We start from the raw sequence: 15,190 nt of genomic DNA on the forward strand, positions 1-15,190 counted from the left end.
CAGCTACCCCCTCAACTTCCGCGACAGCGCCATGAAAGACGCGAGAAAAACAGGGTCTTCGAATTCGAGGAGTTCCACGCCTTTCAGAACTTTGAAACCTTTTGAAAGCATTTCTCCAACGTTCTTACCCATAGACTTCCACTCCTTCCTGATGAAATCCTCTATCGCCTCTCTGGCGGAAATGTAGCTTCGTTCCGAGTAAACCCAGTACCGCCCTCCTTCAATAAATGCAGCATACTTCCTTCTCTTCCTCAAAAACTTCTTTACGTGCTCTTCCTCTTCGAAGGGTGGGCCTATGCGTTTCAAAATTGCCGACAGCTCTCTAACACCCACTTCAAAAAACAGGTAACACTTACTGCCAGCGAAGAACGACGAGCGCAGAGGCATGAAACCGTTACGCTCCAAAAACTCGTGTACTCTCTTGCATGCTCTCTCGAGCTGAGGGTACAGGTTGTCCTCGACTATGTCAGGTTTCTCGAACTCGACTGCGTAAATCGCCCGCCTTTCAAGCTCTTCCCTTAGCACCTCTACATCGGGGACTTTGGGCTTCTCTGGAATGAAGAAATCGATAGCTGGAGATTCGAGAAAATCTCTGCATCTTTCAACGAATCTCGCGAGGTTATCGACGCTTAAGTTTGCCGCAACGTTCCTCTTTTCGTCAACGGGGTCGATTACAAGTATGTTCTCGAGCCCCTTCTTCCTGTATACTTTACCTCCCGCCACGTCTATTACCGTGTTCCTCGTCCATTTTACTGCATTTCTCACCACATCGATGAAAGAGCCGTAGAAAACAATCAGCAGTTCGCAGAGGTAGCCGGAGAAGCCCCTAACCTTGTACTCAGCACCATATATTCCGCCTGCCTTGAGGAAGCTTTTTAGCAGTCTTACATCGTTTTCCTTCCCTTTAACTCTATCTTTGAGCCACTCGTGGTGGAACGGAGTTCTATCGACAGCCGACTTTATTTTTTCCGGGCTTCTCAGCCTGTAGCACGGAACTACGTCAACCTCCACGCCTTTGACCCTGCCATGAACGTATGGATGGGCTGCGTAACGCAACTCGTATTCATCTACGACAGCCTTTCCTATCTCGAGGCCTTTCTGCTCAAGTTCCTCCTTCGGCGTGTCCTCCGGAAAGAGTATGAAAACGTCTATCTCCAGGCTGCCTTTTAGCCAAGTGTTTCTTGCGTAGCTGCCGAGAAATCTGAATTCAAGAGGTGGCTTAACTACTTCCTCAAGCCTCTTTTTTAGCTCCTCTTCAGCCTCTTTCGCCTTCCTCCGCTCCTCCTCGTCGGGCAGAACGAGGGGTAACGCCTGCCTGATAACTTCTTCAAGGCTCATTTCTGCAGTTCCACTCATTCCTTCTCCCTCAGCGGGTATATCTCCACATCATCATAAATTGGGCCTTTTGGAGTTAAGGTGCTCTTCTTGAGCCTGAAGTCCTCAACGGACATCCACCCGAAGTCGTCTTCCACGTTATTTAGCTCTTCGAGCAACTTTCTCCGCTCATCCGGCGTTAACCGCTTAATCCTCGCAATTGTCGCGTGGGCAACAAACGGCTTGTCCTCTTTAAAACCGAGTTTTTTCATTTCGCTGCCAACAGCATTTGCGAGCTTTGTAATTTCTTCTTTGCCCTCTTCCACGCCCACCCATACTACTCGCACGTGGTTTGCATTTGGGAAGAAACCGATTCCCTTAAGGTGCATCTTGAACGGAGGGAAGTATATCCTCGAGAGTCTGTCTTTTATGACTCCAACTCTCACTTCTGGCACTTCCCCAAGGAACCTGAGGGTGATGTGGATGTTGTGGTTCTCGACGGGCTTCAAGCCCCGGTACTTTTTCAGAATGCCCTCGAGTGAAGCAATTCTTTCCCTCACTTCATCGCTCATATCTACGGCAATGAAGAGTCTCATCATATCACCGAAGGGCAAAGGATATTAATAGGTAGAAATAGCTTGTGTTAAATGCCCCGGAAAGCAGTCGAGAAACCAGGAGAGGTCAAATACCTGATACTGAAGCCCCTCGGATATCCACTCAAGGCGAGCTATCACGAGTATCCCGTAGTAGATAACCCTAAGGTATTTGACAGGTACGCGAAAGACCAGTGGAAGGGAGAGTTTGTATCAAAAGGAAAGCTTCTCTTCGACATACGCATGTTCCCCGATTTTGCCTTCGAGGTTATCAGTGCCGAGCCCGACTACGGTATAATTACCGACTCAACGATAATACTCGTGGAAACCCCCAGCAGAACGATAGAAACGGAAATAGTGAAGGACGTCAGCCTTTCCGACGTGGTCGGGCAGGAGGAAGCGAAGAGAAAGGTGAAGGTCATTCTGGAGTTCCTCAAGAACCCGGAGAAGTTCGGAAAGTGGGCACCGAGGAACGTTCTGTTCTACGGCCCACCAGGAACTGGTAAGACAATGACTGCCAAAGCTCTGGCCAACGAAGCGAAGGTTCCCTTCCTTTCCGTCAAATCAACGAAGCTGATAGGAGAGCACGTTGGCGACGGGGCGAGGAGAATTCACGAGCTTTACGAGAGAGCAAGGCAGGTAGCGCCGTGTATTGTCTTCCTCGATGAGTTCGACTCCATAGCTCTCGACCGCTCGTATCAGGAGCTTCGTGGAGATGTTTCGGAAGTTGTAAACGCCCTGCTAACAGAGCTTGATGGCATACAGAGGAACGATGGAATATGCACCATAGCTGCAACAAACAGGGCAGAGATGCTCGACGCCTCGATAAGAAGCAGGTTCGAGGAGGAGATCGAGTTTTCTCTGCCGAGCTACGAGGAGAGGCTCGAAATACTCAGAAAGAATCTCCAGGAGTTCCCGCTCGAGGTTAAAGCAAAGCTCGACGAGGTTGCAAGACAGACAGAAGGCTTTTCCGGCAGAGACCTAGTTGAGAAGGTCATAAAGTCCGCGCTGCACAGAGCGATTGCAGAAGGCAGAGACAGAATAGAGACGGAAGACTTCATGAAGGCTGCTGTTAAAACAATGCCAGTAAAGAATCCGCCAAAGCACATGTTTGCCTGACTTTTTTAATCTTTGAGCAGACCCCTTGCAATTATAAGCTTCATGATTTCGCTCGTCCCCTCGCCTATGTCCAGTATCTTTGCATCCCTGTAGGCTCTTTCCACCGCAGCTCCTCTCAGCGTTCCGTGCCCGCCAAAAATCTCGATTGCAACGTCAGCAGCTTTTTTTGCCGTTTTTGCAGCAATCAGCTTGCACATTGCTGAACGTACAGGATCGCAGCTCTCCGCAGTGCTGTAAACCATCAGCCTCAATGCTTCAATATCAGCAGCAACTTCTGCAAGCATCCACTGAATTCCCTGAAACTCTGAAATGCGCTTTCCAAACGCCTTTCTTTCCTTCGCGTACTTGATAGCCAAATCGAGGCACCTTTCGGCAATTCCAAGACCTATTGCAGAGAAAACGGGTCTGCTTACGTTCAGTGTGTTCATTACAGCCTTCAGCCCGTTCGGTATGGAGTCCTCCTTTGGAACCTCGACATCGTTAAAACGGATTGATACAAGCCCGCTACCTCTCATACCTCCAGCGTTCAGCTTTCTTACCTTCATACCCTCTCCTCTTTCGACTACGAAAAGTGAAAATCCGTTATCACACCTCGCGAGAACGACGAATACTTCCGCGAGCTCTCCGTTTGTTATGAGGGTCTTGTTGCCGTTGAGGACGTAGCAGTCTCCTTCGTCTCTTGCTTCAAGCTCTATCGATTTCAGATCACTTCCTGCCTTCGGCTCAGTCGTTGCAAAGGCTGCGAGCTTTTTACAGAACTGGGGGAGCCACTTCTCCTTGAGGCCACCGCTGCCATTGAGGTTTATGGCATTCGCAGCCATGTGGTGTGCGGCGACGCTAACAGCGAAGCCAGCATTTACCTTTCCAAGCTCTTCGATCAGCATGCAGAGCTTTTTGAAGCTCTTTCCGAGACCACCATACTTCTCTGGAACCGTAACACCCATAAGACCAAGTTCGAAGGCCGTTTTTATTAGCTCAGCATCCATTCTGTCTTCTTCGTCCATTTTTGCAGCCTTCCTGGCGGCTAATTCCACAAGCTCTGGCGTTAAGGTGGACATCTTCTTCACCACACCAGCAGCAGCTAAAGTGTGTCCGGATCGTAGCCAAGAACCGCAGTCCACCACCAGCGGGCCATGTCAACCAGATCACGGCTGAATACGCCGGATAAATGGTACTCCCCGTTGCGAATTGTTATCATACCGGCTCCAAGCAGCTTGTTTCTCATGGAATAGAAGGAGGAGCGAACCATTCCAAGTTCTTCCATCACCTTTTCCCATTCGTCAACGCGTAACGGCCTGCCAGCTTTCTGCCTTTCGTCTATCATGCTTATGAACCTGATGGCCTTCATGGCAACTTCTTCCTTTCTAAAGAGTCTTCTCATCAGCTCAAGAAATGGGTTTTTTGACTGCGTTATGCGGGCGTTTGAGGCCGAACGAACTATAATAGAGGTGGAAGTCTTTGGCGCTTCCTTTACCTTCATATTTCAAAATTTGTGGACTGGGTATATATATTTGATGAAACTACTTGTTATTATAAAATTTCGTGAAAGTGACCGTTTTTATAGAAATTTTATGCCATTATCTTTAGCAATTCAGAAAAAAGTTGACACTTTCTGATACTATTCTTGACGACATTGATAAGCGATTTGTCATAGACATAACGCCTTTTGTGAATGAATCCTGCGCGGTGCCTTGGTTGGTGGAGAGCGCGTATGTGGTGGTTGTAGGCGGGGTAAAAACCTTTCTGGAAAGACAAGGGGGTGTGGAAAGATGCTAACGAGAAGGGGGTTCTTGAAACTTGCGGGAGCATTGACTGCTGTAGCTCTGGGTATGGGGTGTGCGGAGAAAAAGCCGGAAGAACCCCGGGCTGCTACAGTGGCCACTCCAACGCCAACACCACAACTGGAGCTACCGTGGCCGTATGTGAAACTTGACCCTGCGGTTGTTGGAGAGAAGGCCTACGAGAAGTACTACGAGCACCACTGCATGTTCGGCGTCTTCGATGCAATAGTCGACAAACTGCGTGAAAAGGTGGGCTATCCTTACACGACATTCCCGTCAGAGATGATGGTATACGGAAAGGGTGGAGTTGCAGGCTGGGCAACTCTTTGCGGAGCGTTAAACGGAGCGGCAGCGGCCATATATCTCGTCTCTAATGATCCGGATCCGATTATAAATGAGCTCTATCAGTGGTACTGCCAGGAAGAGCTCCCAGACTTTAGGCCCAAGAACCCGAAGTTCGAAATACCGAAATCGGTTTCCGGATCACCTCTCTGTCACGTTTCGGTTACTAACTGGTGCAAAGCGACTGGATTTAAGGCATTCTCTAAAGAGAGATCGGAACGCTGCGCGTGGATTACTGCATCTGTGGCAGCAAAGACGGTGGAGTTGCTGAACGCACAGGCCGACGGAACCTTTGTACCAGCATATCCGCTGCCGGATAGAGTGAAGCAGTGCAGAGGCTGCCATGATAAGGGAAGTGCTCTGGAGAACACCCGTGGCAAGATGGATTGTACACAGTGCCACTTCAATCTTGGAGAGGAGCACCCCAAGTTCGGGTAGCTAAATAATTTTTATCTTTTTTAAAAATTTAGCTGTTTTTGTTATCTTACTGTAGTCTCCTCGCTTTGAAAGCTGTAGGACCTCCTGTAATTCGATTAGATGTTAAAAAAGTCAAGAGAACCTGAAACATTCAACGAGGAGAAACTTTGCTTAGTAAACGTTTTAAAGCATTGCGGAATGCTTGAAACATGCCTTACGAAGACCTCAGGGAATTTATTGAAAGGCTTGAAAACGAGGGTGAGCTTGCGAGAATAAAGCATGAGGTTAGCCCTGTTCTTGAAATGACTGAAATTGCCGACAGGACTGTTAAGGCTGGAGGAAAAGCCCTTCTCTTCGAGAAACCGAAGGGGTATAATATTCCTGTTCTCATGAATGCCTTTGGAACTGAAAGAAGGATGAAGCTTGCCCTTGAGGTTGAAAGACTTGAGGAAATCGGTGAAAGGCTCGTTGAGCTCACGAAAATCAGACCTTCATCATTTCTCGACGGCCTGAAGAGCCTTGGAGCGATTAAGGATCTTGCCTCTTTCATGCCAAAGAATGTTAAGAAGGGGCCGTGTAAGGAAGTCATAATGGATGAGCCAGACTTAACGAAATTTCCCATTTTGAAGTGCTGGCCGAACGATGCGGGCCCATTCATAACCCTGCCAGCAGTCATAACAAAAGACCCAGAAACAGGTGAGCTCAACGTAGGGATGTACCGCATGCAGGTTTTTGATGGAAAAACCACTGGTATGCACTGGCAGATTCACAAACACGGCGCCATGCACTTCAGGAAGCTTGCGGAGAAGGGTGAGGATAAGCTGGAGGTTGCCGTTGCCATAGGTGTGGATCCGGCAATTCTTTACGCTTCAACGGCCCCGCTGCCGGAAAACCTGAGCGAGTTCATGTTCGCCGGCTTCATAAGGAGAGAAAGGGTAAAACTCGTTGACTGCGAAACCGTCGATTTGAAAGTTCCCGCAACAGCAGAAATAGTCCTCGAAGGCTACGTCAAGGCCGATGAGCTGCGCATCGAAGGGCCCTTTGGTGATCACACCGGCTACTACACCCCGCCTGAACCATATCCTGTTTTCCATGTAACCTGCATAACTCACCGCGAGAACCCGATTTATCATGCAACTGTTGTTGGCAAACCACCGATGGAGGATGCATGGCTTGGGAAAGCGACTGAGCGCATTTTCCTACCCCTCATAAAGATGATTCACCCCGAGATAGTCGACATAAATCTGCCTGTCGAGGCTGCATTCCACAACCTTGCCATAGTTTCGATAAAGAAGCGCTATCCAGGGCATGCAAAGAAGGTGATGTTCGCGCTGTGGAGCATGGGCATGCTTTCGCTGACGAAGGTTGTCATCGTTGTTGATGATGACGTCAACGTGCAGAACATGCAGGAGGTAATATGGGCCATAACGAGCCGCTTCGATCCTGCGAGGGATGTCATAATCATACCGGAAGCGCCAATTGACAGCCTCGACCATTCAACGTACAAACCAAACCTCGGCGGAAAGCTCGGCATAGATGCCACGAAGAAGTGGAAAGAGGAGGGATTCGAGAGAGAGTGGCCCGATGCAGTTGAGATGAGTCCGGATGTAAAGCAAAAAATTGATGCCATCTGGGGTGAGCTTTCAAGGTTCGTGCTTTGAGGATCAGTCGCAAACTATATGTCTGATGATAAAACAAGCAGACTATGAAACGTGGACTGCTACTCCTTTTAATCCTCGTGATCTTGTTTTCTGGTTGCACTCAACAGAACGAGCAGCCATCTGCTGGGCCAGTAACCAAAAAGATGATCAAAGAATTGGGTGGCCCCTATAACGGCAGCCTCTGGGTATATTCCACAGTCTATAAGGGTAAACCATACAATGCAACGACAATTGCATTTACAGTAAATGGGGTAGACTACAGTGGATATATGTGGGACCCTTCCTTCACTCCATCTCTCGACTGGATAAAAAACAACACGTCTCCAGACGCGAGATTTATCTGCTGGTGGGACTACGCGGGAATGCTTATGGGGTATGCCGGGAGGTATGCTGTTGTCTACGCTCCGAGCAAGGAGATTCTGGATACTGTCGTGGGATGGAATGCCCGTGAGGAGGCGTTAATCCCCCATGAAATCATAAAGGACGTTGCTACTGCTCTTACGTCTGAAGATCCAGAGGTTTCACTGAAAATAGCAGAGAAATATGGTGCAGATTGCTTCTATGTCACGAAAAACGACGTCAGTTACTTTCCGATAATCCTGAGGGCTGCCGGTAAAAACATGTCAGAATATATTGAGCTTTCAGATAATGAATGGGACGTCAAGAAACCCGTCCGAAATGTTTTACTGGCGAGAATGCTTAAAGGAGAGGACATCCCTGGCTTCAAGCTGGAATATAATGATGGAAACGTGATTATTTACAGGGTTTTGAAGTAGTATTCTATTTTTTTAATATTTTTGGGATGGGATATTGGTAGAGTGACGGTTGGATCTTTCTTTTGATGCAATCTTGCTCCTGAAACTCGAAAATCTGAACATGGACCAGCTAAGGAATTTCGCAGCCAAATACTGGCCGGATTACGGCATTGATGACTTGAGAAGGATTGCGATAGTGGGGCATGATGAAACAGAATTAAAGAAGGTACTTGAAGAATCACGAAGGCTTAAGGAAATTCTGGAAAGTTTAGGAGTAATTTCTGGAGTCTAGAGAAGAAAGGAAAGCTACACGGTTGAAAGTCAGCGAAATTTACAGAAAGTACACGAAGGAAGAATTGTTCAGGCATTACATGGACACAGTTGGCAAGAACTTCAATCCTGTGCCTGAGTTCTTGGATTTGGAGAAGGTGAAGGAGAAGTTGGGGGTTTGATTTTTATTTATTTTTTCGTGTTGCCTATGAGTAACGTTTTGAAATGAAGTTTTTTAAGTTATGCTTAATATTATTAAAACAATAATGTAGATAATAATTAAAGCTAAAATGTAACAAATGTTATAGATTACATAATCTTGAGCTTTTTTAACATATTCAGCTTTCTCTTCGATAATCTTTTGATTGTGATAACTATAATCGATTAATTTTTTGATGTAATGCTTTTGAAGCTCCTTAAATTCCATTTTTATGTGGAAGTCTTTTGGAATTTCATCATACTCACCTTTAATTCCATACATATCTTTAATTATTTTTCCAGGATCGGGAATTAAGTATGCAAGAGTTCTTACTCTCAAAGCTAAAATCGAAAAGTATGCTCCTATTACCAACAAAACAAAACTTACACTAATAAATACAAGAAAAATCAAGAAATATTCGTTAAAATATTTGAAAACTATTGATAAAATAGCAATATTTGCGGCTACCATCAAGAGTATGGTTCGACATATGCCATCTGCTTTATCATCAAGAGTAATCTTTCGTTTCCAATTATGATCAAAAAACCATTTAGATAGGTCATAAATAAGGCTGTCAGGATCTTCCATAAAGAAACTTATTTTTCAACTACTTTAAGATTATGGTTTTGTTCCTGCCCAGATTCTTCTGATCTCTTTAAGTAAGACTTATCAGAACAGCCAAGCAATCATGATGTTTCTAATTATTTCTGAGTCTTTATCACCCATGACTCCTTCTAAGTTGTCTTCGATGATTTTTCAGATTCCTTCAGAAGAATTGAAGTGAATTTATTTTGATTTCTTGAAGTTTTTAATCATCTCTTCGATCTCTTTTACTTTATTCTCGAAGATTCCGTCCACTTCTTTAGCTATTTTGTCTGTGGGTATTTGAGAAAGCCAACTATCAATGACATCAGATCTTTTTTGAAAATACCTGTCTATTGGGTTTAGTAAACCCCTTCCCAACTTGGTTTGGAAAAGGTTGTTTACTGAGTTGGGATCAGTAGGATAGGCAAACACAATATTTCCTATAACAGGCTTCAATATTATCCTTCCCTTTAGTGGGTCTATGATTTGGTACGTTTCTGTGCGGGATTGTCTTCGCGACAACTTCTCCAATGCAGTAGAGATCTCACAAACTTGAATATCTGAAAGATGGGTGTAGTCAAACAATTTTAGGAGATCTATCTTCTTTCCACTAATTACACCAGTGCTCATCTTATATCGAACACAAATGACTTCTTTTGCTTTAGGAGTGTAAAGGAAGTTGCTAAAATCAGAGAGAAGTTCGCCTACTGATTCATACCGAGGCTCCGTTATATCTTCTTTTAGACCATATTTGTCCTTGATATGCATTTTCCCGGATTGATGTAGAGAAATGTGTGTTCCAAGATCAGGTATAGGAAAAATTATGTAAGCTTCTTTACCTTTTTTAGTTTGCTTAATTTCGAATAATGTTAAATCACCTATTGTTATTTCCAGTTTCTTTTTTACCATATTTACAATTCAGCTTTCTTGATATAAATTCTGCGTCTTCCTCGATAAAGATGATTAGATCGCCTTCTTTGACGCCTAATCGGCTAACTACTTCCTTAATCAGCGTTATTTTGTTGTACGTTGATACTTTCGAAGTTCCTATTATCTTCAGTAAATTCCTTGAAACGCTTGCAAGAAACGCTTTAGACCAACTTCAGCCCACTTACACTGTTATATCAAAAATAAAAGAGCCACGGGCGGGATTTGAACCCGCGACCTCGTGCTTACCAAGCACGCGCTCTACCTGCTGAGCTACCGTGGCACTGCTCTTTCTCAGGTTTGGGGGCTGGTTAAAAACTTTTTCGCATGGATCCTGCTATGGGTTCCGAATGGCTATTTTAAAAATTTCGAAGAATGGTGGGTAGGAACTGTTAGACTTATCCTTAGAGAAGACTTTTAACCCAACTCTCCTAACTTCCCTTGATGGACATTGAAGAGCTGAAGGATCACATTTCAACTTATGCGGTCAGGATAATCGAGGAGAGGGGAATCAAGACACTCTTCCCACCTCAGGTTGAAGCTGTAAAGGCTGGGCTTTTCACGAGGAAGAACATGGTAATTGCGATACCTACTGCGAGTGGCAAAACCCTGCTTGCCGAACTTGCAATGGTTAGAGAGATCATCGAGGGTGGAAAGTGTCTGTACGTTGTCCCTCTGAGAGCACTTGCTATGGAGAAGTACGAGGAGTTCAGGAAGTGGGAGAAGATCGGGGCAAAGGTGGGCATGTCCATAGGAGACTACGAGTCGAGAGACGAGTGGCTGAGCGAGAATGATATCGTTGTCACCACGAGCGAGAAGGCTGACTCGCTCATGCGAAACAGGGCTGGATGGCTGAAGGACGTTACGTGCCTCGTCGTCGATGAGGTACACCTCCTCGACTCAGCGAAAAGGGGAGCGACGCTCGAGATACTCATGGCAAAGATGAGAAAGGTTTGCAACCCAAGAATAATTGCCCTGTCGGCGACGATACCCAACGCCGACGAGATTGCTGCATGGCTCGATGCGGTTTGCGTTAAAAGCGACTGGAGGCCGGTGCCGCTCTTCGAGGGCATCTTTTTCAACGGCAGGCTTGAGTTCTACGCCGATGGCGTGCTCACAGAGCAGAGGAAGATAGGGAAGGATATAATGGCTCTCGTCCTCGACTGTCTCGAGCAGGGGGGCCAGGTCCTCGTTTTCGACTCCACGAGGAGAAACGCAGAATCGACGGCCTTGAAACTTGCGCAGAGAGTGTTCAGATACATCGACTCCAACGAGGACATAGCAAAGGCGGTTCTGGAAGAGAACGAAGGGGAGATGAGCCAGAGACTTGCAGACTGCATAAGAATGGGCACAGCATTCCACCACGCAGGATTGCTCAACTCTCAGCGAACAGCAGTCGAGAAGGCATTCAGAGAGGGCCGAGTAAAGGTCGTGGTTGCAACGCCAACACTCGCTGCCGGCGTTAATCTTCCTGCAAGGAGGGTTATTATCAAGAGCTACCACCGCTTTGGAGGATACGCAAGCGAGCCGATAAAGACCATAGAATACAAGCAGATGGTTGGCAGAGCGGGAAGACCAGGACTCGACGAGAGAGGAGAGGCTGTCGTCATAGTCAGGAGCAACAGATCGAGGGAGGAGGTTCTCAACAGGTACATCTTTGGGGAAGTGGAGAGGATAACGTCGAAGCTTGGGGCTGAGAATCATCTTCGATTCCACACTCTCGCCCTGTCTTCTGACTTCAGGAGTATCGATGCGCTTGAAAACTTCTTCGAGTCCACGTTTTTCTTCCACCAGAACGAGATTTCCGCGCGCTACGAGCTTGAACGAATACTCCTGCAGCTCGAGAGGTGGGAAATGCTCGAGTTCGGAGAGAACAGCATTTCCGTTACAGAACTCGGCGATATGGTTTCCCGCCTTTACATCGACCCGCTGACGGGCTTCATGTTTTATTCAGAGCTGTCGAAGAGAGATGAATTCACCGAAATCGCAGCGCTGCACCTCATATGCAGAACTCCGGATATGGAGAACCTGTACATCAAAAAGAGCGACGACTGGGTGGAGGAAGAGGCTATAGCGTTCATGGACGAGCTTACTTACGCTCCATCACCCTATTCGGCAGATTATGACTGGTTCCTCGCGGAGGTCAAGACGGCCATGTGCCTCCACGAGTGGATAAACGAGAGCGACGAGGACGAGATATGTGAAAAGTACGGGATTGCTCCCGGAGATCTGATGAGGGTCGTTGAAACAGCAGAATGGCTTGCCTACGCCCTTTCAAAGATTGCAGCCTTCATCAACCATGCACAGAAGTCGTTTTTCTCCGGACTCGTAAAGAGGATAAAGTACGGTGTGAAGGAGGAACTTCTCGACCTCGTGGAGATAAAGGGGATTGGAAGGGCAAGAGCGAGGAAACTATACACCGCAGGAATAAGGAACCGGAGGGAGCTTGTTGAGAACAGACAGAAGGCTGCGGTTGTTATAGGCAAGCGCGTGGCGGAGAAAGCCATCGCTCAAATTGAGAACGACCTGAAACGAGGTGGTTAGGATGAACATCGTCGTGATAGGTCCGGCAGCAAGCGGTAAGAGCACATTCGTTGCAGCATTCCTTGAGTTCTTAAGGGACAAGGGCTACGATGCAAAGGCCGTAAACCTCGATCCTGCCTCAAACCCGTGCTATGAAGCAGCGGTGGATGTGAGAGACTATGTGAGAGTTGAGGACGTGATGAAAGAGTATCGCCTTGGAATAAACGGAGCTCTTCTGAAATCCATGGAACTCGCATCTGAACTCTCAGAGGAGTTCGTGGTTTCTGCAGACTTCGTGCTCTATGACACACCGGGCCAGATGGAGGTATTCCTTTATTCGAATGCTGGACTTGAAATTCTGAACGCCCTGCCATCTTTTAAAGCGGGAGTATTCCTCGTCGCATCAGATGTTGCAGCAACACCGGAAAACTTCGTCTCTATTCTCGCACAGTGTGCGGTAGTGTCCCTTCGTACAGCCCTCCCAACGCTGACAGTTTTCAATAAATGCGACATAGTAAAACCGCCAAGGATCGAGGAAGTGAAGAAAGGTCTCGCAGAAGGTGGAATGCTTGCAGAACTCTTGGAGGGGCTACTCACGTTTCTTGAATGCACAACGCTGCCATATAGGACGATAGAAGTCTCTTCAACCAGCAAGACAGGCTTTGACGATGTCTTTTCCTCTCTGAACGAACTCTTTTGCAGCTGCGGTGACCTGAGCTAACGGCAGATGCTGGCAATGCCTACCTCCAAGTAGGCAAAAAAGGAAAATAAAGCAATGCTTATAAGTAATGACCTGCCCCAATTCTGTAATGAAGTACGCGGCCGAGAAGGCAGTGATTGCCATTGCTGCTATTATGGGTTTTGGTATCATCGGTATCTCGCTCATTTCCATGTACAACGACTTTGTTAACGGTAAAGACCTACCGTACCTCCTTATTGACTTCCTGTTCTTCTCATTCGGTACTGTTCTCGCGGGAGGGAGTCTGAGACTCTACAAGAGGCTGGTTATGCTGTCTGTTGTAACGGAGAGCGCCTTCGAGGATGTAATCTATGCAAGGCTGAGACCTGTTCTCGAGGAGATTGCATACGGAACTGCAGAGGTTAACGAGGTAAAGACAAGGATAGTCAACCTCGAAAAGAAGCTCGAGAAAATGGAAGAAGAGCTCGTAAGGCCAGTAGAAATAAGTGTTCCCAGTCCTGAGTCTATAGTGCTGAGAAAAACGGCATTCTACATGCGCACAGTCGTGGTGGCAATGTTCTTCTTCGGAGCATACCTCTTTCTCCTGAACTACAACCTTCCCTATGAACCGTACCTCTACACGCTTCTTTACATTCTCTGGTGGTTTTTTGTTACCAAGGAGTTCAACCTCTTCCACAGAATTGAGGCATGGGTCGTCCTTGGCATCCCGGTTCTGCTCGTCCCCGCCGGCACCATAATACTCCGCGCTACAATCGGCCTCGTGCCCCTCATGGGTCTGATTTTCCTGACAGTCGTGCTCTACGCGTACCTGTACTATCTCTACGCAAAAACGCTGAGTGTTGAGGAGGTCGAGAAGGTTTCAACCAACGGATACAGAAGGGAGAACTTCCTGTACGCAAAAACCAAGGAAACCTGCAGAAAACTCGTAGAGTGGTTCAGAGGATTGTAGCGAATAATATTATAGTTAGTAGCGCCTGCCGCCTCCAATCTCGAGGTAAACATACAGACTTATTGATATGATAACTATCGCCATTGCGTAGCTCTTAAACGCGTTTACCAGATTCTTGTAAAATAGATACTCCTGACCGTAGGGTCCGATGGAACGCAACTCTCTCGCATCCAGAATGAAGTACTTACCGAAGTCTTTTATAACGACAGGCTTACCTCCAATGAGTACAGCTTCCGCTATTATGTCCTTTTTAGTTATATACCATGGATCCGGGCCGGATGCGTCTCCTCCCGTGTAGATCCTGCCGTTTTCAACTTTGAGGACTCTGTGAGTGATTGGGAGATAAACGTCGGGTCTCTTAAACATGACAATGTCTCCAGGCTGAGGGTCAATGTACAGTGCCTGAGCAAGAAACATGTCTCCTCTTTTAAAGGTGGGAACCATGCTGTCAGACGTTACGACAGCAAAGAAGAGCTTGTGTGTGAGAGTCAGCACCATGAGTAAAGCAAAAATCGAAAGTACGAGCGCTATCCTGCCGTACGGAGGTTCGCTTATTTTAGCTCTTTCAACTATCGTTTCGACTCTCTTTTTTCTTTCTCCCTTCCCCATTGCAATTCTGAAGCGCTCTATAACTGGGATTGTATATCCTTTAACAAGAAAGTACACTAAAATGATCAGGAGAAACATCAGAACTGCAATGAGTTCGAGTACAGCAATCTGCATGTTTTTCACCTGATGATGCCGAAAAAGTGCATTAACGTGCTTATGAAGATTATAGCTGCTATTACCACCGCGAGATCTGCAATGAACCTAACGAGCTTTTTCGTGTCTTCACCGTAGTACGAAAATCCATGCTTCCAATCGACCCACTTGAGCTCCCTGTATGCTTTTTCCAGAGGGTTTAGCTCGTAATCGATGTAACCCTTCTCAATAAGCCTTTCAATAATTTTCTCGGCCAGTATAGTAGATATTCCACACTTTTTCGCAATTTTGTCCACTCTCTTTTCGCCGAGCATAACGACTTTAAGGACGAGTTCCTCCATCTCGGAGAGCAT

Annotated in this window: 17 protein-coding genes and 1 tRNA gene; 9 read left to right on the forward strand and 9 right to left on the reverse strand. The window is 46.6% G+C overall.

Annotated features, from left to right (window positions below; genetic code table 11):
* Nucleotides 1–3: 3 nt before the first annotated feature.
* Both cca and thpR read right to left on the reverse strand, forming a co-directional pair.
* On the reverse strand, nt 4–1,356 hold the full coding sequence (gene cca / locus ARCVE_RS09100) for a CCA tRNA nucleotidyltransferase (protein ID WP_013684482.1): 1,353 nt from the start codon (nt 1,354–1,356) through the stop codon (nt 4–6).
* Nucleotides 1,353–1,913, reverse strand: a complete 561-nt coding sequence (gene thpR / locus ARCVE_RS09105) for an RNA 2',3'-cyclic phosphodiesterase (RefSeq protein ID WP_232215797.1) — start codon at nt 1,911–1,913, stop codon at nt 1,353–1,355. Before thpR ends, cca begins: the two co-directional genes overlap by 4 nt.
* Before the next feature lie 48 nt (nt 1,914–1,961).
* Here thpR and ARCVE_RS09110 point away from each other — a divergent pair, with 48 nt between their 5' ends.
* A complete protein-coding gene (locus tag ARCVE_RS09110) occupies nt 1,962–3,026 on the forward strand; it encodes an AAA family ATPase (RefSeq protein ID WP_013684484.1) in 1,065 nt (354 codons plus the stop codon).
* 5 nt (nt 3,027–3,031) lie between these two features.
* Here ARCVE_RS09110 and ARCVE_RS09115 read toward each other — a convergent pair whose 3' ends face one another.
* Together ARCVE_RS09115 and ARCVE_RS09120 are read right to left on the reverse strand one after the other, a co-directional pair.
* Complete coding sequence (locus ARCVE_RS09115) at nt 3,032–4,084, reverse strand: acyl-CoA dehydrogenase family protein (RefSeq protein ID WP_013684485.1); 1,053 nt, start codon at nt 4,082–4,084, stop codon at nt 3,032–3,034.
* Between the two features lie 23 nt (nt 4,085–4,107).
* Nucleotides 4,108–4,506 (reverse strand): hypothetical protein, encoded by a 399-nt coding sequence (locus tag ARCVE_RS09120; RefSeq protein ID WP_013684486.1) that lies wholly within the window; start codon nt 4,504–4,506, stop codon nt 4,108–4,110.
* A 289-nt stretch (nt 4,507–4,795) separates the two neighbouring features.
* Here ARCVE_RS09120 and ARCVE_RS09125 point away from each other — a divergent pair, with 289 nt between their 5' ends.
* The 5 genes from ARCVE_RS09125 (at nt 4,796) to ARCVE_RS11390 (ending at nt 8,434) form a co-directional block, all read left to right on the forward strand.
* Complete coding sequence (locus ARCVE_RS09125; protein ID WP_013684487.1) at nt 4,796–5,587, forward strand: C-GCAxxG-C-C family (seleno)protein; 792 nt, start codon at nt 4,796–4,798, stop codon at nt 5,585–5,587.
* Between the two features lie 188 nt (nt 5,588–5,775).
* Entirely contained in the window at nt 5,776–7,227 is a 1,452-nt protein-coding gene (locus ARCVE_RS09130; protein WP_013684488.1) for a menaquinone biosynthesis decarboxylase, read from the forward strand.
* A 44-nt stretch (nt 7,228–7,271) separates the two neighbouring features.
* Nucleotides 7,272–8,003, forward strand: a complete 732-nt coding sequence (locus tag ARCVE_RS09135; protein WP_013684489.1) for a hypothetical protein — start codon at nt 7,272–7,274, stop codon at nt 8,001–8,003.
* 49 nt (nt 8,004–8,052) lie between these two features.
* On the forward strand, nt 8,053–8,274 hold the full coding sequence (locus ARCVE_RS09140) for a hypothetical protein (RefSeq protein ID WP_013684490.1): 222 nt from the start codon (nt 8,053–8,055) through the stop codon (nt 8,272–8,274).
* A 22-nt stretch (nt 8,275–8,296) separates the two neighbouring features.
* Nucleotides 8,297–8,434, forward strand: a complete 138-nt coding sequence (locus ARCVE_RS11390; RefSeq protein ID WP_156786050.1) for a hypothetical protein — start codon at nt 8,297–8,299, stop codon at nt 8,432–8,434.
* Nucleotides 8,435–8,487: 53 nt separating this feature from the next.
* Here ARCVE_RS11390 and ARCVE_RS09145 read toward each other — a convergent pair whose 3' ends face one another.
* The 3 genes from ARCVE_RS09145 to ARCVE_RS09155 form a co-directional block, all read right to left on the reverse strand.
* On the reverse strand, nt 8,488–9,039 hold the full coding sequence (locus ARCVE_RS09145; RefSeq protein ID WP_013684491.1) for a hypothetical protein: 552 nt from the start codon (nt 9,037–9,039) through the stop codon (nt 8,488–8,490).
* A gap of 198 nt (nt 9,040–9,237) precedes the next feature.
* Nucleotides 9,238–9,945 carry a hypothetical protein gene (locus ARCVE_RS09150; RefSeq protein WP_013684492.1) on the reverse strand — a complete coding sequence of 236 codons (708 nt, stop codon included), beginning with the start codon at nt 9,943–9,945 and terminating at the stop codon, nt 9,238–9,240.
* Nucleotides 9,946–10,173: 228 nt separating this feature from the next.
* Nucleotides 10,174–10,246: transfer RNA gene (locus ARCVE_RS09155), tRNA-Thr, on the reverse strand.
* Between the two features lie 161 nt (nt 10,247–10,407).
* Here ARCVE_RS09155 and ARCVE_RS09160 point away from each other — a divergent pair.
* From ARCVE_RS09160 to ARCVE_RS09170, 3 genes are all read left to right on the forward strand, one after another.
* Nucleotides 10,408–12,507: a DEAD/DEAH box helicase gene (locus ARCVE_RS09160; RefSeq protein WP_013684493.1), complete on the forward strand. Its 2,100-nt coding sequence runs from the start codon at nt 10,408–10,410 to the stop codon at nt 12,505–12,507.
* Between the two features lies 1 nt (nt 12,508).
* Nucleotides 12,509–13,207 carry an ATP/GTP-binding protein gene (locus ARCVE_RS09165; RefSeq protein ID WP_013684494.1) on the forward strand — a complete coding sequence of 233 codons (699 nt, stop codon included), beginning with the start codon at nt 12,509–12,511 and terminating at the stop codon, nt 13,205–13,207.
* A gap of 88 nt (nt 13,208–13,295) precedes the next feature.
* Nucleotides 13,296–14,135 carry a hypothetical protein gene (locus ARCVE_RS09170; protein WP_013684495.1) on the forward strand — a complete coding sequence of 280 codons (840 nt, stop codon included), beginning with the start codon at nt 13,296–13,298 and terminating at the stop codon, nt 14,133–14,135.
* A gap of 15 nt (nt 14,136–14,150) precedes the next feature.
* Here ARCVE_RS09170 and ARCVE_RS09175 read toward each other — a convergent pair whose 3' ends face one another.
* Entirely contained in the window at nt 14,151–14,858 is a 708-nt protein-coding gene (locus ARCVE_RS09175; protein WP_013684496.1) for a signal peptidase I, read from the reverse strand.
* Between the two features lie 5 nt (nt 14,859–14,863).
* Entirely contained in the window at nt 14,864–15,190 is a 327-nt protein-coding gene (locus ARCVE_RS09180; RefSeq protein WP_013684497.1) for a hypothetical protein, read from the reverse strand.

Origin of the sequence: Archaeoglobus veneficus SNP6 (assembly GCF_000194625.1) — an archaeon.
GTDB classification, from domain to species: domain Archaea; phylum Halobacteriota; class Archaeoglobi; order Archaeoglobales; family Archaeoglobaceae; genus Archaeoglobus_C; species Archaeoglobus_C veneficus.